The sequence below is a fragment of the Gottfriedia sp. NPDC056225 genome, assembly GCF_042267765.1.
Classification (GTDB): Bacteria; Bacillota; Bacilli; order Bacillales; family Bacillaceae_G; genus Gottfriedia.
Map to the genome: position 1 here is coordinate 48,671 of NZ_JBHJTJ010000019.1, position 21,652 is coordinate 70,322.

General features: G+C 34.2%; 18 protein-coding genes. 1 reads left to right on the top strand and 17 read right to left on the bottom strand.

Features of this window, described 5'->3' with window-relative positions:
* The 11 genes from ACFCYN_RS13885 to ACFCYN_RS13935 all read right to left on the bottom strand — a co-directional run.
* A partial coding sequence (locus tag ACFCYN_RS13885) for a polyhydroxyalkanoate biosynthesis repressor PhaR (protein WP_375949891.1) occupies nt 1-465 on the bottom strand: 465 nt, incomplete at its 3' end.
* Nucleotides 462-1,055, bottom strand: a complete 594-nt coding sequence (locus ACFCYN_RS13890) for a hypothetical protein (RefSeq protein ID WP_172445564.1) — start codon at nt 1,053-1,055, stop codon at nt 462-464. The genes ACFCYN_RS13885 and ACFCYN_RS13890, both read right to left, overlap by 4 nt.
* A 71-nt stretch (nt 1,056-1,126) precedes the next feature.
* A complete protein-coding gene (locus ACFCYN_RS13895) occupies nt 1,127-1,906 on the bottom strand; it encodes an SDR family oxidoreductase (protein WP_172445565.1) in 780 nt (259 codons plus the stop codon).
* 95 nt (nt 1,907-2,001) lie between these two features.
* Entirely contained in the window at nt 2,002-2,760 is a 759-nt protein-coding gene (locus ACFCYN_RS13900) for an SDR family NAD(P)-dependent oxidoreductase (protein WP_172445566.1), read from the bottom strand.
* Between the two features lie 68 nt (nt 2,761-2,828).
* Nucleotides 2,829-4,361, bottom strand: a complete 1,533-nt coding sequence (locus tag ACFCYN_RS13905; RefSeq protein ID WP_375949892.1) for a class I adenylate-forming enzyme family protein — start codon at nt 4,359-4,361, stop codon at nt 2,829-2,831.
* Nucleotides 4,362-4,551: 190 nt separating this feature from the next.
* On the bottom strand, nt 4,552-6,156 hold the full coding sequence (locus ACFCYN_RS13910) for a long-chain-fatty-acid--CoA ligase (RefSeq protein ID WP_375949894.1): 1,605 nt from the start codon (nt 6,154-6,156) through the stop codon (nt 4,552-4,554).
* 143 nt (nt 6,157-6,299) lie between these two features.
* Entirely contained in the window at nt 6,300-7,091 is a 792-nt protein-coding gene (locus ACFCYN_RS13915; RefSeq protein ID WP_375949895.1) for an enoyl-CoA hydratase/isomerase family protein, read from the bottom strand.
* A 36-nt stretch (nt 7,092-7,127) separates the two neighbouring features.
* Entirely contained in the window at nt 7,128-8,324 is a 1,197-nt protein-coding gene (locus ACFCYN_RS13920; protein WP_375949897.1) for an acyl-CoA dehydrogenase family protein, read from the bottom strand.
* Nucleotides 8,325-8,429: 105 nt separating this feature from the next.
* Nucleotides 8,430-9,608: a lipid-transfer protein gene (locus ACFCYN_RS13925; RefSeq protein WP_375949922.1), complete on the bottom strand. Its 1,179-nt coding sequence runs from the start codon at nt 9,606-9,608 to the stop codon at nt 8,430-8,432.
* Between the two features lie 126 nt (nt 9,609-9,734).
* Nucleotides 9,735-10,916, bottom strand: coding sequence for a CaiB/BaiF CoA transferase family protein (locus ACFCYN_RS13930; protein ID WP_375949898.1), 1,182 nt, complete (start codon nt 10,914-10,916; stop codon nt 9,735-9,737).
* Nucleotides 10,917-10,988: 72 nt separating this feature from the next.
* On the bottom strand, nt 10,989-11,759 hold the full coding sequence (locus tag ACFCYN_RS13935; RefSeq protein ID WP_375949899.1) for a 3-hydroxyacyl-CoA dehydrogenase: 771 nt from the start codon (nt 11,757-11,759) through the stop codon (nt 10,989-10,991).
* Nucleotides 11,760-12,100: 341 nt separating this feature from the next.
* Between ACFCYN_RS13935 and ACFCYN_RS13940 the strand changes: the two genes are divergently transcribed.
* On the top strand, nt 12,101-13,030 hold the full coding sequence (locus tag ACFCYN_RS13940; protein ID WP_375949901.1) for a LysR family transcriptional regulator: 930 nt from the start codon (nt 12,101-12,103) through the stop codon (nt 13,028-13,030).
* Nucleotides 13,031-13,355: 325 nt separating this feature from the next.
* Here the strand turns inward: ACFCYN_RS13940 and ACFCYN_RS13945 are convergent, their stop codons facing one another.
* The 6 genes from ACFCYN_RS13945 to ACFCYN_RS13970 all read right to left on the bottom strand — a co-directional run bounded on the left by ACFCYN_RS13945 (nt 13,356) and on the right by ACFCYN_RS13970 (nt 21,424).
* Nucleotides 13,356-14,207, bottom strand: a complete 852-nt coding sequence (locus ACFCYN_RS13945; protein WP_375949902.1) for an aldo/keto reductase — start codon at nt 14,205-14,207, stop codon at nt 13,356-13,358.
* A 444-nt stretch (nt 14,208-14,651) separates the two neighbouring features.
* Nucleotides 14,652-15,428, bottom strand: a complete 777-nt coding sequence (locus tag ACFCYN_RS13950) for an AraC family transcriptional regulator (RefSeq protein WP_375949903.1) — start codon at nt 15,426-15,428, stop codon at nt 14,652-14,654.
* Between the two features lie 25 nt (nt 15,429-15,453).
* Nucleotides 15,454-16,029 carry a LysE family translocator gene (locus ACFCYN_RS13955; protein ID WP_375949905.1) on the bottom strand — a complete coding sequence of 192 codons (576 nt, stop codon included), beginning with the start codon at nt 16,027-16,029 and terminating at the stop codon, nt 15,454-15,456.
* Between the two features lie 262 nt (nt 16,030-16,291).
* Nucleotides 16,292-16,534 carry a hypothetical protein gene (locus ACFCYN_RS13960; protein ID WP_375949906.1) on the bottom strand — a complete coding sequence of 81 codons (243 nt, stop codon included), beginning with the start codon at nt 16,532-16,534 and terminating at the stop codon, nt 16,292-16,294.
* A gap of 127 nt (nt 16,535-16,661) precedes the next feature.
* On the bottom strand, nt 16,662-16,943 hold the full coding sequence (locus ACFCYN_RS13965) for a hypothetical protein (protein WP_375949908.1): 282 nt from the start codon (nt 16,941-16,943) through the stop codon (nt 16,662-16,664).
* A 302-nt stretch (nt 16,944-17,245) separates the two neighbouring features.
* The gene (locus tag ACFCYN_RS13970; protein WP_375949910.1) at nt 17,246-21,424 is read right to left on the bottom strand and encodes a S8 family serine peptidase; all 4,179 of its coding nucleotides are present in this window, start codon (nt 21,422-21,424) and stop codon (nt 17,246-17,248) included.
* Between the last annotated feature and the right edge of the window lie 228 nt (nt 21,425-21,652).

Consider the following 21,652-nt stretch of genomic DNA (forward strand, 5'->3'; position numbering starts at 1 on the left):
CAGCAATTCATTCTTAATGTCTTGTATTTCTGAACGTAATTCTTTTAACTCAATTAGTTCTTGCTTTGTTTTCATCAATTCTGTTTTATGTTGTTTCATCAGTTTGATCGTTTCATTCGTTAATCTAACTAAATTCTGATTATCTCTATTTGAAGAATCCACTGTATTTTTCAGTTCCCAAATTTCTTCTTCCATTGAATCTAGTTTTTCTTCAGATTGAATCGTTAATTTAGCTAAGTTTGCAATATCAACTTTAGTCGGTAGATTTAAATGATTCGCTAAAAGCTCTTGTGTTTTATTTAACCTTTCTTGGTAACGCGCAGTTGTATCTGAAGTTACTCCTGCTAACTTAACAAATTCTTTATTATTAGTGGAAAGACTAATAATATCATTCACTTGCGTTTCCCATTGACCATATAATTTGCTAAACATACCGTATGGATTTATCGTTTTCTCACTTTTCACGTCTGATCCTCCTTGCATTTATACGAGTATGAGCGTTCCATATAACTATTAAATGGAAAAAGTAGATTTTTTAAATGTTTAGTTAAATGATCAATAAACGGATACTGGTTTGGTTGGAATATCGTTGATGTATCCTTCAAATATTCCATAAATTGATTTCTATTATTTCGTTTAAACTCAATATATTTTTCTAGGTCGCAAATATATTTTTCTACTAATTTATCATTTGTAAGATGATCAATTGTCGTAAAAAAGGCCTCATAAGTTTGGTTTTTATATTTGTCAAATCGATTGTTAATTTCCTCAAACGATCTAAAAGGAAAAATTCTTTGTATGACAGCTGTCGACATTAATATTTCTTCTCGTGACGCTCTTTCTAATTCATAAAGTTCATTTGAAATATGTTTTGAAAAATCTTTTATATTAGTTTTTGACTGCTTCAAATTGTCTGCTAAAAACCTTATCGTTTGAAGAAGAACAGACTCGCGATGTGTCTCTCCATTTGCCCACATATCAACGAATTGAAATGCTTGACGCCAAAGTAGTTCTAAACTTGAGATATTTTTTTCAATTTCTATTGTTCCTGTCATGTCATTCCCTCCTCTAAATTAACTGAACACGTTTTTATAGATTAAATTAACTTAATTTCCAAAATTTATCTTTACAAGACTTGGGCAACTACCCCACCATCAACAACTAATATGTGCCCAAATACATAATCAGATGCTTTAGAAGCCAAAAACAAGGCTGGTCCCTTCATATCATTGTTTGAACCGAATCGGTTAGCTGGAGTTCTTCCTAGAATTTTTTCTCCAATATTATCTAAATGTCCATTTGTCATTTTTGTCGGAAAAAAACCTGGAGCGATTGCGTTTACATGGATATTATATGGTGCAAGTTTCACTGCTAAATCCTTTGTAAAATTAATAACAGCGCCTTTACTTGTAGCATATCCAATACCATTTGTAACTTCAGGATCTTGTCCACCAAAACCAGTGATCGAAGCAATATTAATAATTTTCCCTGAACCTTGTTGAACCATTACTTTACCTACTGCTTGTGAAAATAGGAAAACAGCTTTTAAGTTAATGTCCATAATTCGATCCCATTTATCAGATTCCATATCCAAAGCTGGAGCAATCCACGTAGCTCCACTATTGTTAACCAATATATCGATTGTTCCAAACTCCTCAAGGGTTTTTTGAACAACATTATTGATATTTTCATGATCAACGACATCACATTGTAGCGCTAATGAGCGTACGCCAATTTTTTTTAATTTGTCACTTACTTCTTGACATGCTTCTACTTTTCGTGAGCAAACAACAACATTAGCTCCGGCTTCTGCTAATGATATAGCTATTTGTTCCCCAAGCCCACGTCCTCCACCTGTAACAATGGCTGTTTTGCCCTTTAAATCAAATAATTCATTGACGTTCATTTTCTTTCTCCCCTTGATTAACTAAATTTTGATAGCTCGCCTATTACTATGTCTTGAACGAAATGTATTTCCACCAATCCAGCAATCACTTTCTATTAAACTGTAGTTCTACCAGCAACATATAATATTTGCCCAGTAATATAAGATGCATCATCCGAACTTAAAAATGCTACAGCACTTGCAATATCTTCAGGCTGACCAACTCTCTTTATAGAAAGATCTTTTAGTAATAGATTCGTAAATTCTTCTAACGTCATGCCCAATCTTTTGGCAGTCGCCTTTGTCATTTCAGTTTCAACAAATCCAGGTGCAATCGCATTTACATTTATTCCAAACGGTCCAAGCTCAATAGCCATTGTTCTTGTCATCCCTTGCAAACCAGCTTTTGCAGATGAGTAATTTACTTGCCCTCGATTTCCAAGAGCAGATATTGAAGATATGTTAACGATATTTCCACTTCTTTGTGAAACCATATATTTTTGAGCTTCGCGGGAACATAAAAATGCTCCTTTTAGATGGACATCAATTACAGTATCCCAATCATCCTCCGTCATTTTAAATAGCAAATTGTCACGAATAACTCCCGCATTGTTTACAAGAATATCTAGTTTTCCAAAATGTTCGATGACTTCATGGAAAGCTGACTCTACCTCAAGAGTATTTGAGACATCGCACTTTATGGCCATGACGGATTTAGAATTGATTTGTTTTGCTAATTCTTTAGCTCCCACTAGATTGACATCTAGAATTGCTACCTTAGCTCCTTCATTTACAAATCTCTTTACAATTGCTGCTCCAATTCCACGTGCAGCTCCTGTTACTATTGCTACTTTATTAGTAAAACGTCCCATCATGATTACTCCTATCCATACTGCACTTTTTAGTTTTTGTAGAAAACTTTATTATCGAGAGATTCATACTATTAATCTTTTATTGGCGAAGTTTTAAGTTCATCTCTCAACTTGTATTTCAACACTTTACCTGACGCATTTCTTGGTATTTCTTTATATTCAAAAATTAATCGTGGAACTTTATATCCTGCTAGTTCGTTACGACAAAATGCAATAATTTCATTATGATCTAGTTTTTGCTCAGTCTTTGCTACAATTACAGCAGCGACAGTTTCTCCCCAAACCTCATCCGGTATCCCTACTACAGCCGCCTCAAGAATATTTGGATGTTTATAAAGAATTTGCTCTACTTCTGTTGAATAAATATTCTCGCCACCACTAATAATCATGTCTTTTTTTCGGTCAACAAGATTGATATATCCGTCTTCATCAATCGTTGCAAGATCTCCCGTATACAACCAGCCATCCCGAAGTACTTTATACGTCTCTTCTGGCTTTTTATAATACTCTTTCATCACTGACTCACTACGTAGAATTAGCTCTCCAATTTCACCTGGATTAATTTGCTCACCAAAGTCATTCACAACTTTAGCTTCGTCATTAAATTGAGCTTTTCCACAAGTTCCAAGCTTATCCTTATGTTCAGATGGCAACAAAGCAATACCACCTGGACCACCTTCCGTTAAACCACATAAATTAATAAACTGGTCTGTTCCAAACATTTTCATCGATTTTTTTATAAGCTCTGTAGGCATAGGAGCCGCCCCATATGTACAACGTGTTACTGAAGTTAAATCATATTTATCTCGATCCTTAACCTGAAGAAGGAAGTTATACATCGTAGGAACTCCAAAATAAAGAGTAATCTTATACATATCGATAGCTTTAAGTACTTCTTTTGGATCGAACGTTTCATGAATTACTTGAGTACAGCCTAAATAATTACAAGTAATCATAAACACATTTAATTGAGCTGCATGAAAAAGTGGTGCGATGTGCAGTATTCGATCAGATGAATCCATTTTTTGAATCATTGCATTCCTTATAGATGCATGAAGAACACGATGATGATCTAATAAGACACCTTTAGGAAGCCCCGTTGTACCGGAAGTATATAAAATTTGAGCATCATCCCATTCATCAACTTGAATAGTAGGATTGAATTCGTTGTTAGTAATTACTTCATCTAAATTTTTTTGACCAGGAGCAATGCGAGCACCTATCGATATCGCTAAGTTTATTTTTTCGTTTCCCCCCGTTGATTTATAAATTGTTTCGCAGTATTCATCGTCAAAGAATACAATTGAAGAATCTGAATCATTTAATATATAAGTAATTTCTCTTGTAGTAAGTCGGAAATTGACGGGAACGGCAACAGCACCAACCTTCATAATGGCATAGTATACAAACATAAACATGTCTGAATTTTTCATCATTATGGCAATCTTGTCACCTTTTCTCACACCTTCAGCTATTAAACCATTCGCTATTCGATTTATTTCTCGATTAAAATGATCATAGGAATAGCTTTTATTCCTAAAATAAATTGCAATCTTTTCAGGAATACTACGTGCATGTCTTTCTATTGTTGATCCAACATTCATACTTTTATATCCCTCCTAAGAAATCACGTTACTAAAAGGTAATTCCTTTAAAATTAGTTCAAATATCATTTAAAGAGTTTAATAATTAAATGGAAGGTATTTTTGTAAAAATAGCTCGAAGTAAGTTTTACCCCGAACTATTTTGAATTTTCAGATTTAAATTCGTATTACTTGACTAAAGATGCCTAAATTATTGAAGACCCAACATTTCTGTTTTTTGAACATCTTCATTTTTTAATTGCAAGCGCATTATTTTCCCTACAGGTGTTTTCGGTAGTGATTCTTTAAATTCAATAATGCGTGGGACTTTATAATTCGTTAATCTCTCTTTACACCATTCTCGAATTTCTTCTGATGTAAGTGTATACCCTTTTTTTAGAACGACAGCCAATTTGACTGTTTCGATTCGATAAGGATCCGGGATACCGTAAACACATGCCTCCAACACTGCTGGATGTTTGTAAATGACCTCTTCCACTTCAGCTGGATATACATTAAAGCCACCGGTAATAATCATTTCCTTCTTTCTACCAACAATATAGAAGTAGCCTTCATTATCCATTGTCGCCATATCTCCTGTGTGCAGCCAGCCATCACGGAGAGCATAATCTGATTCTTCTTGATTCTTCCAATAACCTTTCATGACTTGTGGACCTTTTACAATAAGCTCCCCCGGTTCACCAACTTGCATCTCCTTTGTCCCCGTTGCGATATCAACAATTTTCACATCCGTATTTGGCAATGGAATACCGATACTACCAACTTTTCTTTTACCATTTACTGGATTACGAGTAACACCAATCGTTGCTTCTGATAAGCCATACCCTTCAATAATTGGTACTCCCGTTTTCTCTTCAAATCTATTCAATATCTCAACTGGAACTGGAGCTGCACCGCAAACACATAATTTAAAGCATGATAAGTCATTCTCTAATAAATCCGGATGATTTAGCAAAGCTATATACATCGTAGGAGAACCCATAAAAATCGTAGGTCGATATGTACGAATCAACGTTAATATATAATCTAAATCAAAATTTCTAACCATTACAAAGCTTGCACCGATAAAAATCGATTGAACTAAAGTGAATAGTCCTAGCCCATGATATAGTGGAGCAATACCTATTTGGCAGTGTCCCTCTTCATTTAAAATAGGCTTGCTACATTCATTTCCTTGATAAAGCGCTGCAGCCATATTGGAATGTTTAATCATTACGCCTTTTGGAAAACCAGTCGTTCCACCAGTATATAGGATAATTGCTAAATCGTTTGATTGCAGATCCATACTAGGTAGTTCAGCTTTCTCATTTTCAATCCAAAGGTGGATATTATCATCCTCTTTAGCCACTTCATCTGCAGTTATAAACTTTACTTTGTCAATCATTCCAACTTTGTCCAATTTTTCTTTTACTTCTCGAAAAGCAATCAATCCTACAGATTCCGAATTATTTAATATATGTTTCAATTCTTCCGGTTTAAAGTATGGATTGATTTGAACGACCACACCACCTAAACGTTGTACCGCGAAAAAAGCAATTGCATATTCAAGGCAATTTGGTAACATGACCGCAATCCGGTCTCCTTTTTTAAAACCTCTTTTATAAAGACCATACGCCACACGTTCACAAGCTTTTTTCAATTGTAAAAAGGTTGTTTTTCGATCACCGTCAATAATTCCAATTTTAGAAGGGTTTTCTTTCGCTGCTTGATCAAGTACTTCTAATATTGTTAGTGATGGGATGTCAATTTTATAAGAAACTTCTTCAGGATAATTTGCTAGCCAAGGTTTATTCAAGTTCCCCTCTCCACTTCTTTGAATTTAATGATTCTTAGTTCTTTCGAAACATTTACTAATCAATTTTCTATTCAATTTCTACAAAATAGGAGTTTTACAAGTGACTAACTGTATTAACTAGAATAATTTTTATATAGTTTAGGCTATGATTGATTGCTGATTGATTTTGAAAAATTTGGTCGTCTTTTCTCTAAAAATGCTTGAACTCCTTCTTTTACATCATCCTTAAGGAAGAGCTCTTGAAACAATTCTGCCTCTCTTCCTAATGCTAAATGAATAGTTAATTCTAGCCCTTCATCTACTGCTTTTTTAATATTTCTTAAAGCAGCAGGAGAGTTATTGCATATTTTAGCTGCTAGTTTCATAGCTGCTTCTATTCCTTCTCCAGATGGTACTACTTTATTAACTAAGCCAATTCGAAGAGCTTCCTCAGCAGAAATATGATCGCCTGTAAATAATAGTTCCTTTGCCTTTGCCTCTCCTACAAGTCTAGGTAGCCTTTGTGTTCCACCAGCACCAGGTAATAACCCTAGCTTAACTTCTGGAACACCAATAAAAGCGTGTTCTTCAGCGATTCTAATATCACACGTTAATGCAAGTTCGCAACCTCCACCAAGTGCAAACCCGTTAATAACAGCAATCGTTGGTTTAGGCGAAAAATCAATACAATTAAAGAACTCATGATTATCCATAAATTCTGACATTAAGTTTGAGTTACCAATTTTTTCAGGTAACTCTCTTATGTCCGCACCTGCCATAAAAGCCCTTTGGCCAGCACCTGTTAAAATGATCGCCAACACATTGTCATCTGAATTAAGCTCCTTGAATGTCTTACTTAATTCACCTTTTACTGCTGTACTGAATGTATTCATAGGTGGATTATCAATTGTAACAACAGCTACCTGTCCTTTTCTTTCAACTGTCACTAAACTCATCCATTTCACCTCATTAATCGTAAATTTAATTGAATACTATAATCCAAGATTTTTAGCGATAATATTTTTCATAATTTCATTTGTACCTGCATAAATCGGCATAACTGCAACATCCCTATATTGACGAGCTATATCATATTCTTCCATATATCCATAACCACCATGAAGCTGTAGACAACGAGCAGACATCTTTCTAGCTTTATCTGTCATCCACCATTTCGCCATAGAAGCTTGGGTTGTTATATCTTCTCCATTCATATGTCTTACTGCCAGGTCGTCAATGAATGCTCCTGCGATCGATAGTTCCGTTGCCATTTCAGCAATTTCAAATTGTGTATTTTGGAAAGAGCTAATTGGTACTCCGAAGGCATGTCTTTCTTTAACATATCTAATCGTAGACTCTACCATTTCTTGTCCAAGTGCGAATGCCGAGCTAGCGCATATAATTCTCTCTTGTTGCAGTTTATCCATTAAAATATAGAAACCTTCTCCTTCCTTGCCAAGGAGATTAGAAACTGGAACTCTAGCATCCTCAAAAATTAGTTCAACAGTATCTTGTGAATGGCCGCCCATTTTTTTCAATTTACGTCCACAAATAAATCCAGGAGTATCTTTTTCAACCATAATGATACTAATTCCCTTACGTGCAGGAACAGCTTTAGGGTCTGTTTTCACAACCACGAAAGTTAAATCTGCATTCAAACCATTTGTAATAAAAGTTTTTTGGCCGTTAATGACATAATAGTCTCCGTCTCGTACAGCAGTTGTATTAACACTTGCTAAGTCTGAGCCCGTACCTGGTTCAGTCATTGCAACTGCTGTAAAAATATCTCCAGTCACACAACCATTCAAATACTTTAACTTTTGTTCTTCAGTACCGTATTTTTCAATATATGGTACTGTAATCGAACTATGAAGACTTGCTCCTCCGATGCCTCCTCCAATGCGTGAAGTTTCTTCTGCAAGAACTAAATTGAATCCAAAATCTAGTCCTAATCCGCCATAAGCTGGATCAACTTGAGGACTAAGAAATCCATGCTCTCCCATTTTTTTGTAAAGTTCTCTAGGCGTGTAACCATTTTCTTCCCATTCATGAAGGTACGGTTTTACTTCTTTTTCAATGAATTTTTGTAATGATGTACGGTACATCTCATGTTCATCAGTACTATATGCTCTTTTAGTAGAGAACAAATCAAAAGTAGGTGCTTTTGTTGTAGAACTTGTTTTAGACATCAAAATTCCTCCAATATTTAAATGGTTAATAGATTACGAAATTCAAAGTTTTATAATTTGTGAAAACCAAATTAAATAAAGCTAAGTATTGATTACAATCTTGTTTTAGTTGATCTTGTACATTGAAACGACAACTGCTCCACCTAGACCTAAGTTATGTTGTAATGCAACTCTTGCATTTTCAACTTGCCTTTTTTCTGCTTGCCCGCGTAATTGCCAAACAAGCTCAGTACATTGTGCTAATCCAGTAGCTCCAAGCGGATGACCTTTTGACATTAATCCACCTGAAGGATTAACAACAAATTTACCGCCATACGTATTATCCCCATTATTAATAAATGTCTCAGCTTCTCCTTCACCACATAACCCAAGACCTTCATACGTAATGACCTCGTTTGGTGTAAAGCAATCGTGTAATTCAACAACATCCACATCCTCAGGCCCAATCCCTGCTTTTTCATAAAGTTCTTTTGCGGCTCTTTGAGTCATTTCAGCACCAACTACGTTTAATACATTTTCATATGTTGCCTCTGTATCTGTTGCCAATACTTGTGAAACAATCTCTACCGCATTCTTAATTCCATGTTTTTTAGCAAATTCATCAGTACAAACAATTGCAGCTGCAGCACCACATGACGGTGGGCATGCCATGAATCTCGTTAAATAAGGTGGACAAATAACTTGTGAGTTTAAAACTTCCTCAACAGTTAATGGCTTATCAAAAATTGAATAAGGGTTATTAATTGCATGATTACGAGTTTTCACAGCAACTTTTGCAAAAATATCAGGGTTAGCATCATATTTTTGAATATAAGCAGTTGCTGCCTCTCCAAAAAATTTAATTGCCCCATTTGGTACACTACTGTTCGTTAACTCATCTAAACGATCATTAAATGTTTTCAGAGGAGAAGTTCGATCATTCCATACTTCTGATAACGCACCTGGTTGCATCTCTTCAAATCCAAATGCAAGTGCACAATCAATCGCACCAGACTCTACAGCTTGTCGCGCTAGATATAATGCAGTTGAACCAGACGAACAGTTATTATTTACATTCATGACTGGAATTCCAGTCATTCCAACTTTATAAAGCGCTGCTTGCCCGCATGTACTGTCCCCATACACATACCCTGCAAATGCCTGTTTAATTTCTCTAAAATCAATACCCGCATCTTGAACTGCATTTCGGATTGCTTTAGAAGCCATGATTTCATATGGCTCATTTTTTCCTGGCTTCATAAACTTGACCATTCCAACACCGATAATTTTCGCGTTTTTGCTCATGTTCACTTCATACCCCTTTCATTTAAACACCTTTCCAATTATAGGAAACGCTTACATTAGTTTTTAATAAATAATTGAGATTACGATCTACGTCCAACAATGGATTCGATTTTTAGTTGCTTTAGTTTATCTAATTACAGATTGGTTTCTCAATTCTTCAATTTCCTCATTTGAATAACCATGTTCAGCTAAAATGCAATTTGTGTGTTGACCTGATTTCGGTGCAAGTTCTCGAATAATCCCAGGTGTCTCTGACATTTTAATCGGTGGGGAAATAAGTTTTACTTCACCTAAACCTGGATCAACGAATGTTTGAAACATTTCTCTTTCAATTAGTTGTGGATCACTTTCTAAATCTTCAAATGAATTCAAAGGTGAAACGCATGCTTCAACATTTGAAAACACTTCAACCCATTCTTTTTGAGTTTTAGTTGAAATGATTTCCTGAATTTCAACCTTCATTTGATCTTGAGTTTGAATAGGTGCATACTGTTTTCGTATCAAGTCTTCCCTTTCAATTACTCTGCAAAATTCTTTCCAAAACTTTGGTTCGACAGCTCCGACAGAAAGAAAACGTCCATCTTTCGTTTCGTACACTTCGTAAAATGCATTTTTACCAGATAACTGTAGTTCACCGCGATTTGATGGAATATTTGCAGTTAAATAATCCGGCAGATTAAGTTGTAGCCATGAAAGAGCACCATCCATCATTGAGATGTCAATAAATTGGCCTTTTCCAGATTGTTCTCTCTCATAAAGAGCCATTAATATCCCAACAGTAGCTAATAACGCTCCTCCACCAAGATCAGCAATTGGAACGGGTGGAACAACCGGTTTTCTATTTCGTTCACCAAAAAGTTCAAGTAATCCCGCATAGCTTATATAGTTCAAATCATGACCTGGCTGTTTAGCATATGGACCAGTTTGACCATATCCTGTTACTGCACAATAAATAAGTGATGGGTTAATTTTCTTTAATTCTTCATAACCGACACCAAGCTTATCCATTACGCCTGGTCGAAATGATTCAACAACAACATCTACCTTTTCAATCAATTTAAAAAATATCGCCTTACCTTCGTCACTTTTTAAATCTAAACAAATGCTTTTTTTGTTCCGATTAAGTGAATGAAAAAACGCGCTATCTTCACCTACTTTAGGTTCACCAGCTCTTGCATAATCACCTAAATTCGTATCTTCTACTTTTATTACTTCGGCCCCGTAGTCAGCTAAAAGCATCGTACAATATGGACCAGGTAATAAACGTGTTAAGTCTAATACACGTAGAGAATTTAATGCTGAAGACATTCTATTTCCTCCGACTTTGCATATTATTGAAGCTACAACATGAGACTTTTATCTTTATAACTACTAACAAATTTATTTAGGTTGCATACGGATTGCACCGTCTAGACGAATTACTTCACCATTTAACATTGGGTTTTCAAAGATTGACTGAGTTAATTTTGCAAACTCGCTTGGTTGACCTAGTCTTTTTGGGAATGGAACCATTTCTCCAAGTGCAATTCTTACATGCTCAGGAGCAGTTTCAAGAAGTGGCGTATCAAACAATCCAGGAGCAATTGTCATCACACGAATTCCATGACTAGCTAAATCTCGTGCAATTGGTAAGGTCATTCCAGCAATACCGGCTTTAGAAGCACTATATGCTGCCTGGCCCATTTGACCTTCGAAAGCTGCAACTGAAGCAGTATTGATAATAACTCCTTTTTCTCCATCATTATTCTTTTCGTTTTGAGCCATTTTTTCGGCAGCTAAGCGAATTACATTAAATGTACCAACCAAATTAACATGAATAACCTTTGAAAAAGCTGCTAATGGAAACGGACCATATTTACTAATTGTTTTAATTGCATTACCTATCCCTGCGCAGTTTACCAAAGCGTTAACTTTACCAAAGCGTTCAATAGCTTGATATAAAGCCTCTTGTACTTCCTCTTCATCCGTTACATTTGTCTTAACAAAAAGTACATTTTCTTCTCCAAGAGATTGAACAAGCTTTTTACCTAACTCTGCGTTAAGATCAATGATGACAGCTTTCCCACCATTTTCGACGACATTTTTTACAGTTGCCTCCCCAAGACCAGATGCTCCTCCGGTAACAACAACGACACTGTTCTTTAAATCCATTTTTCATTTCTCCTTTACTAATCAATGTAAAATGTTTATAGGATAAAGCACTTATAAAAGTGTACTTACCTACCAATTAAATGGTAAATTTAAATACAAATACTATTCAAAAATCGTATTCTATTAAATAATAGTAAGTGGTTGGTAGAATAAACAATTTCACTCAATCAGTCACTAAAATAATTATCAGAATACTTTTAATTATCGTAACTTTAAGTTATCCTATAGTAAATTAATGGTTTTGAATGGTACTTTAAGCTAGAGTTAATTAGCGAATATATCCGGAATTTTTATAGCTGAAAATAGACATTTCTACATAAATTTCTACTAGAGGTGATACCATGCGGATCGAACAACTACAATATATTGTCGAAATAGCAAAAACCGGTTCAATTACTAATACTTCTGAACATCTCCATTTATCAGCTCCAGGAATTAGTCAATCAATTAAAGGATTGGAAGAGGAGCTTGGTGTAAAAGTATTCGAACGTTCTAGAACTGGATTATTTCCAACAGATATAGGAAAAGAAATTATTACATTAGCACAAGAAGTATTAAACAAAATGGGGGAAATTAAGGAAGTTGCTAATAATTATACCTCGTCCTTAGATGGTAACCTCTCGATAGCGGTGATCAATACACTGTGCAGAAGTATCGTCCCGCAGACACTTGCAAGTTTTAAAATTAAATATCCAGGAATAAATGTAAAAATTAATGAGTTCTCCGCAAACAGTCTTGTAAAGAAAAGTGTTTTAAATGGAGAGGCAGATATTGGCTTACTAGCTAATCCTCGAAGTAATAATGACGAAAATAAACAATTAATTTCGATTCCTGTGCTAGATAGTCCATTAATGGTTTGTTTTAGTAAAGATTCTGAACATGCAAAGCAAGACACTATTCATATTAAAGACATTATCCATTTACCTATTGCAGCTTTTAGTAATAATTCAGAAACAATTGACTACTACAATTCATTTTCAAAGTTTGGAAAACTTAATATTTTGTTCCATTCGAATAGCCCTGAAACTAGAAATTATTTTATATCACAGGGCTTAGCTATAGGCTTTGATTGTGCATTAGCTACTAAATTTGATCATAGTGTTAAAAGCGGTAATATTTTAGCAGTCCCTTTAGTCGGTGTTGAAAAGAATGTATCAAAGTTGTCCTTTTTCTGTATACAATTAAAAAGTCAACATTTCTCTTTTGCAGCAAAAGAGTTTTTAAAAGAAATCCAACTTCAATCAAAAATATGTGAAAATAGTTTCATATAAAAAAACCTGATCAAAATTATTAAAATTTTGATCAGGTTTTTTTGAATTGTATTTTAAGTTCAAAACTATTAAGAAGTACATTTAAGCTTAATGAAAAAGAAATGACATAAAAAGAATGTATACCTCAATGATTGCCAAACGATTAAATAAGGATAGGTGACATTCATAAAATTTATATAATGAAGTAATTGTTTAAGAAAAAATGGGCTTTCTTAGTTAAATAAGTATTACTAGATTTATTCTCAATTAAGGGACCAACAACTGGGTGAAGTCTGTATTATTCCTCGAATGTCGTTTTCTAATAAAATCAGTAACTATTCTCAAATTAAATATCAAGTTTACGGGTACCAATCCATTTCACCATTTCAGGATCTCTGTGTGAAAAGAACAAGCTTTCATTTGTGTCTAAAGCTACAATTTTCTCGATATCATCTTGGCTTAGTTCAAAGTCAAAAATATTAAAGTTTTCAATTATTCTTTCCTTACGTACCGATTTCGGAATCACAACAACTCCTCTTTGAGTCAACCATCGCAAAATTACCTGTGCAACGGATTTATTGTTCTTTTTAGCGATGGAAGCTAAAACTTCATTTTGAAACATATTATTTTTCCCTTCAGCAAAAAGTCCCCATGACTCGATCTGAACACTATTTTCTTTCATCATGCTATGACTTTCAATTTGCTGACAGAAAGGGTGTGTTTCAACTTGATTTACAGCAGGAATCACCTCATTATGAATAATTAAATCAGTCAAACGGTCAGGATGGAAGTTACTTACCCCGATCGCCCTGATTTTCCCCTCATGGTATAATTCCTCCATCGCTCGCCAAGAACCATATACATCCCCAAACGGTTGATGGATTAAATATAAATCCAAATAATCCAGTTGCAATCTTTCCAACGATTTTTCAAATGCTTTCTTTGTTCTATCATACCCTGTATCCTGAACCCAGAGCTTTGTCGTAATAAACAATTCCTCTCTAGGTACGCCACTACGCTTGATTGCTCTACCGACTGCTTCTTCATTTAAATAAGAGGCCGCGGTATCGATCAGACGGTAACCTGCCATAAGTGCATTAAACACAGCTTGTTCACATTCATTTTCATCTTGAATTTGAAAAACACCAAAACCTAGAATAGGCATCTCTACACCATTATTTAATGTGACTCTTTCCATATTATTTCCTCCTTCATAAACTGAACCCTACTGAATCACCCTCAATCAGTTCAGTTCTTAGAATCAATATAATGTTTATATTTTTTACTATTTCTTATTATGCAGTAAATTAAACGGCTACTGTTATCCAATTCTTATCAAATGTTTGCCTAATTCTCTCAATCACTAATCTTTCATAGCAATTAAAAAACAAAGTTTATTTTTCTAAAAAAATCCAAACATTTTCATAAGCAACTACAGGAAAACTCGAGCGGATAATAAAAGAAAAAAGTGTACGAGAATGGATTCGTACACTTTTAATACAAGTTATATATCTACTAATCTATACAATCCAACACAAGTTACTAGCATTTTACTCCCTGTTAAAAATTTAGGTAATAACTGTTAATGATATATAGTATGGTAATTTTAGATTTTAACTCTAAATTACAATCAATCACAATCTTAATTTAAATGTGACAGATACCCATATGCTGTTGTTCCATATACACTTTTAAAATGTTTATTTAAATGGGCTAAATCAACAAAACCACAATCCGATACCGCAGAATATATATCTCTATTTTTTTCTATCAACTGCTTTGCTCGTTCAATTTTACAATTAAGATAGTATTGATACGGTGATATTCCAGTATGAGCCTTGAATGATCTGATAAACTTAAATTTCGATAAATTAAGTTCTTTACATATCTCATCAAGTTTTAGGATATCTTCTAAATTAGAATGTAGCATATCCTTTGCTTTTCTCATTAGAGAGTTATCTTTCTTATATTCTGTTGAAAGGTTAGATTGAATTAAACTATCTGTAAGAGATACGAGTAATTCACAACACATAGCCTCATCTTTCCCACTTAATATTGCATTAGTTAGGCTTAATATTTTATGTTCAAGTGCATGGTCGTACACAATAGGAGTTGAAAAACGTACTATATCCTTTTTCTCAATAACTTCTAACAGTAATTTTGGTTCGATATATAGCATGACATAATCAAGCCCAGTCTCATCATGCGCCATTCCATCATGTGCCTGTTCTGGATTAAAAAGCATAACACCATTTTGATGAGATAATTGTAAAAAACCATCCAAATTATACTGTTGAATGCCACGTAATGTTACGCCTATTGCATACTCCATATGAGAGTGTTTTTTATATTTAAAATCTGCCATACTTGCAGATAGCGCCGTAATACCTGCAGATTTTTTATAAATAAATTTGTCCATTAAATTCACCTCATTAACAACTTAATTACAACCATATCATTACTGCGGCATAAACTAAGAACAATGCCATCAATACATTAACAGACTTTTTATGTTTCTGTAAAAACATCTTAAAGATTGTACCAAATAGAACCCAAGTAATAAATGCTAAAAACCCTATGATTGTAATTAATAGAACACTTATTGTAACCGCAGGCATTTTGACATAATAAGGGAGAATATAACTAGGAATTACAGTCATAGTAAATAGTACTACCTTCGGATTTAAAAACTGCATAAAAAAGCCTGATATAAAAGTACCCCTTTGGCTTATGGATGATTTTGATGAATCCATTTTGTAAATTTGATAGGCGAGATACAGCATATAAAAGCTTCCAATTATTTGCATAAAAATTAATATTTTCGATATAATTTCGATCAACATACTGTTTACTATAGCAGAAATTACAAGTAATAATCCAAAAGCAATCGTTGCACCATAAGTATATTCTAATGCCTTTTTTGTCCCATTATTATGCACTGTCGATAATATAACTATATTAGTAGGTCCCGGTGTAAATGTAACAATAAAACAGTAAACAATAAAAGATGTAATATTCATAAGAAAAACTCCTTTCAAGTTATTCTTATACAAACTTACATCAATAGATTAAATAGCTATAGTATATTATTGCATTTATAAACCGTTGCCAGAAAAATTAATTTTACAAATTATAACTACTATTATTTATTTTATTTCCTTAGAAATCAGTAAATCATTTTTTACCAACTAAATGAAAAGAGCAATTACAAATTAAGTAGTTGCTCTTAAAAAATTTTATTGTAATCATACTTCATCAATATTATTGAATTCAAAATATGAATTACCTTTTTATTTCTTTAATTTTTTCACTTAACTCCTCATATTTCTTTACTACTTCTTTTACAAATGAAATAATCCTAGTTCCTACGAATGTAAGTACAACTTTAGAGTCACTCAAACACTCAATTAGTTTAAATCCAATTTCTTTTTCTAGCATAGAAAGAGATTGGATAATGTCAGACTCATTAACATGATACTTCCTAGCAACTTTTAAAAAATTTCCACTTGTGACAGCGTATTTCATTAAATTCACTTTAGATTCTAAAGAATTCTTACTGATGATTGTTGGATTTCGAGAACATTCTCTTAACTTATATTATATAGGGGCCTACTATTAAGTTATCATCAAAAACTATTTAGCATTAAAAGAACTAGATCTTTTTAAAAGCCTGTTTATATCCCTCAATTCCACCATAATCTATTAAACCTACATTGCCACAATTTAAACATTTATATGGTATCGTTCCTCCAAGTCCCATTGTTTGCGATAAATAAGGCTTATCTCTTACTACTTCATATGATTTAATTTTATCCGCCAATTCACCCACGCCGTTTGGATAATACTTTCCATAAGACTGAACAGCTCCTTTATTTCCACAATTAAGACATATAACATTTTCCTTAACGGTGTATAACTCAATAGACTTTTTCAATCCCGACTCTCCTTTTTGTTTAAAGTGGATCTATTTTTTAACTTTAACTAAATAAACTCTATATCTTAAATAGTCTATAAAAATTATAATCAAATTAATACTTATTTATACAAATCTATTAAAACCACCGAGATTTCATTAGCCTATTAAAAATTGATAGATTTCCATCATTTAATCCAGGAGGTACTATCATATTGATTAAATAAAGGTCAGTCTAGCAGAATGCAGGTTTAAAAATATATTTCCCTATAATAAATCAGGAGCAACTACTAGTCATGTAGTTGCTCCTTTTAATTGACGCATTATAATCCTAATGCACTTTTTACACTTTCTAATGTTTGATTCTTGTATTTCTTTTTCGCTGTTGGTGCGTCTTTTACCGTTGGGTTTTGCATCAAGTAATGCTCTTCAACGAAAGCAAGATCCTTCGCATCTACATTTCCATCATAATTGATATCCGCTGCACGCTTATTTGTTCCCCAATAAGTATGAATGTAGATTGCATCTAATACATCAATTACATCATCTTTATTCACATCACCTGCGATCGCTGGATTATTTCGTAAAAATAGATTTTGATTAATTACTTTTCCATCATCATGGAAACCAACTGTGAAGTTCTTATGAACTGTAAAGTGACCTGGTACATCAAATTGTAGTTCATACACATCATCATTTAACGGAAAATTTGGAACTTTATAAGTTACAGTATTTGCTTGAGAATCAATTGTTCCATTATAAACTTTTCCATCTGGGCCTATTGCTTTTACATTAATCCCCATTTTTGAATAAGGGTAAGAAGCATTTGGTTGTTGATTACTAGGATCACCCAAATATAATTCGAAGGCTTCAGCATCCAATCCTCCTCGTACTAGTGAATAAGTTGGATTCATGTACAATGATGGATTGCTACTAAATACAGTTTTTGTTGAACTATTCATGTCTGTATACGTTACGCTTGTTAAGTAGTTCTGCCAAATAGCAGCTTGTGCAGTGTAAGTATGACTAAATGTAGAAGCTACATCGACTAAAGATAAATTACCAGTTAAAGGAGCTATTCCATCTTTTAAAGTAACAGTTACTGTTGCCTGATACGTACTGCCGCCAAGAAAAGTATCTTCAAGTTTTACATCAACTTTATCCGCAACACTAGGATGTGGTTTTACATTAAGTGATGCAACATCATTTAAATGATAAATCTTAAACACAGCTTGCTTAACATTACTTACTTTATTTAAGCTTAATGTCGAATGAACCGTTTCTCCCATATTACCTATGCGTTTTTCAGGTTGTAAGAATGAATAAGCCACGTTATTTGGAACGAAGTAAATATCTCTTCCTTCTTTAAATGTTTTATTAGATGCCGCGTCAAGCGCATAAAATGATAGTAGCATTGGTCTTGTTGAATTTGTTGGTATATCAATTGAGAATGTACCATCGGCATTTAAAGGTATTTGTTTTGCCGATCCTCCAAACTGATCTTGATAATAAAGTTTCGTACTTGCTTGTGTGAAAGGAAGTCCAAGGTTTTTCATCACTTCTGTATCTTTATCAAAAACTGAACCCGTTACATTCACACTGCTTTGACCTGGAGTGTATTCAACAACGTCTGGGCTATTAATCGTCATCTTAGGAGCTATATTATCAAAATAGAAAGGTGCTTCTTGAATAAATGTACGTCCAGCATCATTAGTAGCAACAAATTTCAATTTATAATAACCTGGTTTTGCTAAATCTTTATCATAAGCAAATGGATGATTTTCATCGCCTGTAGACGCATAATAAAATCCACTAAATACTTTAGAGACTGCAAGATTTACATTTTCATTCATTCGTAGACCATCTAAAGTACCTACAAATCCCAACTCTTTATTTGTTTTTCCATCTTCAAGAATGACATCGATTGTACGCATATGAGACTTTAAGCTAAATCTTGCTGTTGTATAAACTAATTGACCAGCATAAGAAGAATCGAATACTTGTGTGAATGCTTGTGGCGAAAGTGTTACAGGGTTCATGCCTTCTTCGACAGTTTTAATTGCAAATGGTACTTGATATGTTTCATTTGGATTATCGTGATTTGTATACGTGACAAATCCTTCATACGTTCCAAGTGCCGCTGATTTTGGAATTGTGATTGCAACAGTTGATTTCTTTTTCGAATTTGCTCCAACTTTAATTGATTTATCCGTAACAATCATTACGCCATTTGCATCTGCATCTAATGAGCCTTGGCGACCTGTTTGGAATGTAACATTCACATCAAATGTTTTTGCTTTTTTATCATTGTTATAGAGATTTAGTGAACGCTGATCACTTATATTAGTACCTGCTGGAGCTTGTACTCCAAATGCTAATGCACCTGTTAAATCTTTCACTGATTTTAGATTACCTTTTTTATCTAGCGTTCCTTCTGTTTCGTCAACAACTTCAATTCTTGATTGAGCATGAATTGCTTCATATGGATCAACTTGCCCTGCACCTGATTCATATACACTGTAGTTTCCATTTAATGGGTCCGCAGTGTTCATTAATGTTTCTTTAATTTGAGCTGGCGTGAGGTTTGGATTTGCTTGTAATAATAAAGCTGCAACCCCAGCTACGTTTGGAGTAGCCATTGATGTTCCTGATAAATTATCATAAGCATATTGATAATTTCCAATTTGATCTGCCCCATGCATGTAAGAAGGAACCGTCGAGAATACTGCAACACCAGGTGCCGTTACTTCCGGTTTAATATCGTATGTGATTCGAGCTGGACCACGAGAACTAAAGCTTGCCAATTTGCTTCCTTGGTCAGTCACTTGTCCCACTTCGTCAAATGAGAATGTTGAAGTTCCTGTAGTATTTGATTGCATCACTGTCCCTTGTTCATTTGAAACTGAAAATGCTGGAATCATTCCATATCCATTTCCTAAATAAGTAGGAATAAATCCTTCTCCAACATTACTATTTATAATAATTACCGCTTTTGCACCATGTTGCCCAGCTACTTTTATCTTATCAGCAATTGCCGTAGTACCTCGATTTACTAATACGATTTTCCCATTTACATCTTTACCATTATAGTTAGCGTCTGCACCTGTACCTGGAATAAATACCATTGGTAGATTTAGTCCTTTTAGCGTATCGATCTTGTCACTAAAACCTTTACCTAATAATTTTAAATCAGCAGGAACTTCAGTTGTCCCATGCAAAGTTGCTTTAGAAGTAGCGATCTCAGTTTTTGTATCGTTTGCTCCAACTGTAATTGCTAATGCTGCTGCTCCTGGTTCTCCTAAAGTATAATTCCCACCATCACCAGCATTACCAGCAGCGACAACAGCTGTTACTCCGGATAATACAGCATTATTCACTGCAATACTTTCAACATCAGTCGGATCGTTGTAATCTGCACCGAGTGATAAGTTAATAACATCCATGCCATCCGCTACTGATTTATCGATTCCACCTAAAACATTTTCAGTATTTCCGGAGCCATACTTTCCTAAAACACGATACACATATAGATCAGCATCTGGCGCTACACCTGTTACTGCATAATCTGTGTTATTTTTACCACGACCTGCGATGATGCCAGATACATGTGTTCCATGCTCTGTATAATAGGTTGAGCCACTTAATGAATCTACTTCTGCAAGACCTGATTTTTTCCAATCGTCGTATGTAGTCTCCATTGGATCAGCATCATTATCGACAAAATCCCAACCTTTCACCGAGCTCGGACTAATCGATTTTGGATCAACACCTGGCTGTGCTCGATATCCTTTATACGCATCTGTTAAATCTGGATGATTGTAGTCAATTCCTGTATCAATAACCCCTACCTTGATTCCTTTTCCAGTTATACCTTCATCATGAAGTTTATTAATTCCTGGAAAGACTTCAGTCGCTATTTTTTTCGAATCGCTAGTTCCTTCTGCAATTGTTGATGGCTCAACCTTAATGACTTTATTTGGCCAAACAGCTTTAACCTCTTTTGATTGTAATAATGATTTTACTTTATTTGCTGGCAATTCAATTGAAACACCATTAAGTGAGCTTTTATAGGTGCGTTTAATCTTGAATAATTTTTTATTCTCTTTTAAATCATCTTTAAATATTGTTTGCAAATCACTTTTAAATGTTTCTTGTGCTTCATTTACTTGTTGCTCTGCATCTGATAATGATAAATCGTTTCCGTTTGCAGCTTCTTCTAAAACTGCTACTTTCGCAGGTTTGTCTTTTAATTCAACGATTACTGACAGATTATTAGAACTCTTTAAATCTACCGAAGATGGTAACTGAAGGCCTTCTTCGCTACTCGCTTGTAATTGATTAAGCGCCTGGCGTTGCTCAGGTGTAAGTTTTGCAAGCACCTGCTCAATAGAATCTGTTGTTGTTGCTTTTGCTACCTCGTTGTAATGACTAATTGGAAATGAACTTAATAGTACACCTGTACTAAGTGTGAAAATGGCGGTACCTTTCAAAAAATTATTCATCTTTCTCCCCCTACTTTCTCTCTTCTTTCAAATATAATTATAATTAAGGTTGCCACAATTCTATATTTTCTGAAATTTAGCATTTTATCAATATTTTTTCGACAATTTTCGACACCCGATAACATTTTCTACCTATTATCTAATACCTATGAATTGCCCTAATCACTACTCAGAACAAAACATGTTTAATTTAGAAAGAATGATCTCAATTTAAGTTTATATATATCA

Excerpts from the sequence above, each read along its gene's own strand:
- ACFCYN_RS13890 (WP_172445564.1), bottom strand. The coding sequence starts at position 1,055 with ATGACAGGAACAATAGAAATTGAAAAAAATATCTCAAGTTTAGAACTA.
- ACFCYN_RS13895 (WP_172445565.1), bottom strand. The coding sequence starts at position 1,906 with ATGAACGTCAATGAATTATTTGATTTAAAGGGCAAAACAGCCATTGTT.
- ACFCYN_RS13900 (WP_172445566.1), bottom strand. The coding sequence starts at position 2,760 with ATGATGGGACGTTTTACTAATAAAGTAGCAATAGTAACAGGAGCTGCA.
- ACFCYN_RS13905 (WP_375949892.1), bottom strand. The coding sequence starts at position 4,361 with ATGAATGTTGGATCAACAATAGAAAGACATGCACGTAGTATTCCTGAA.
- ACFCYN_RS13915 (WP_375949895.1), bottom strand. The coding sequence starts at position 7,091 with ATGAGTTTAGTGACAGTTGAAAGAAAAGGACAGGTAGCTGTTGTTACA.
- ACFCYN_RS13920 (WP_375949897.1), bottom strand. The coding sequence starts at position 8,324 with ATGTCTAAAACAAGTTCTACAACAAAAGCACCTACTTTTGATTTGTTC.
- ACFCYN_RS13925 (WP_375949922.1), bottom strand. The coding sequence starts at position 9,608 with ATGAGCAAAAACGCGAAAATTATCGGTGTTGGAATGGTCAAGTTTATG.
- ACFCYN_RS13930 (WP_375949898.1), bottom strand. The coding sequence starts at position 10,916 with ATGTCTTCAGCATTAAATTCTCTACGTGTATTAGACTTAACACGTTTA.
- ACFCYN_RS13935 (WP_375949899.1), bottom strand. The coding sequence starts at position 11,759 with ATGGATTTAAAGAACAGTGTCGTTGTTGTTACCGGAGGAGCATCTGGT.
- ACFCYN_RS13940 (WP_375949901.1), top strand. The coding sequence starts at position 12,101 with ATGCGGATCGAACAACTACAATATATTGTCGAAATAGCAAAAACCGGT.
- ACFCYN_RS13945 (WP_375949902.1), bottom strand. The coding sequence starts at position 14,207 with ATGGAAAGAGTCACATTAAATAATGGTGTAGAGATGCCTATTCTAGGT.
- ACFCYN_RS13950 (WP_375949903.1), bottom strand. The coding sequence starts at position 15,428 with ATGGACAAATTTATTTATAAAAAATCTGCAGGTATTACGGCGCTATCT.
- ACFCYN_RS13955 (WP_375949905.1), bottom strand. The coding sequence starts at position 16,029 with ATGAATATTACATCTTTTATTGTTTACTGTTTTATTGTTACATTTACA.
- ACFCYN_RS13960 (WP_375949906.1), bottom strand. The coding sequence starts at position 16,534 with ATGAAATACGCTGTCACAAGTGGAAATTTTTTAAAAGTTGCTAGGAAG.
- ACFCYN_RS13970 (WP_375949910.1), bottom strand. The coding sequence starts at position 21,424 with ATGAATAATTTTTTGAAAGGTACCGCCATTTTCACACTTAGTACAGGT.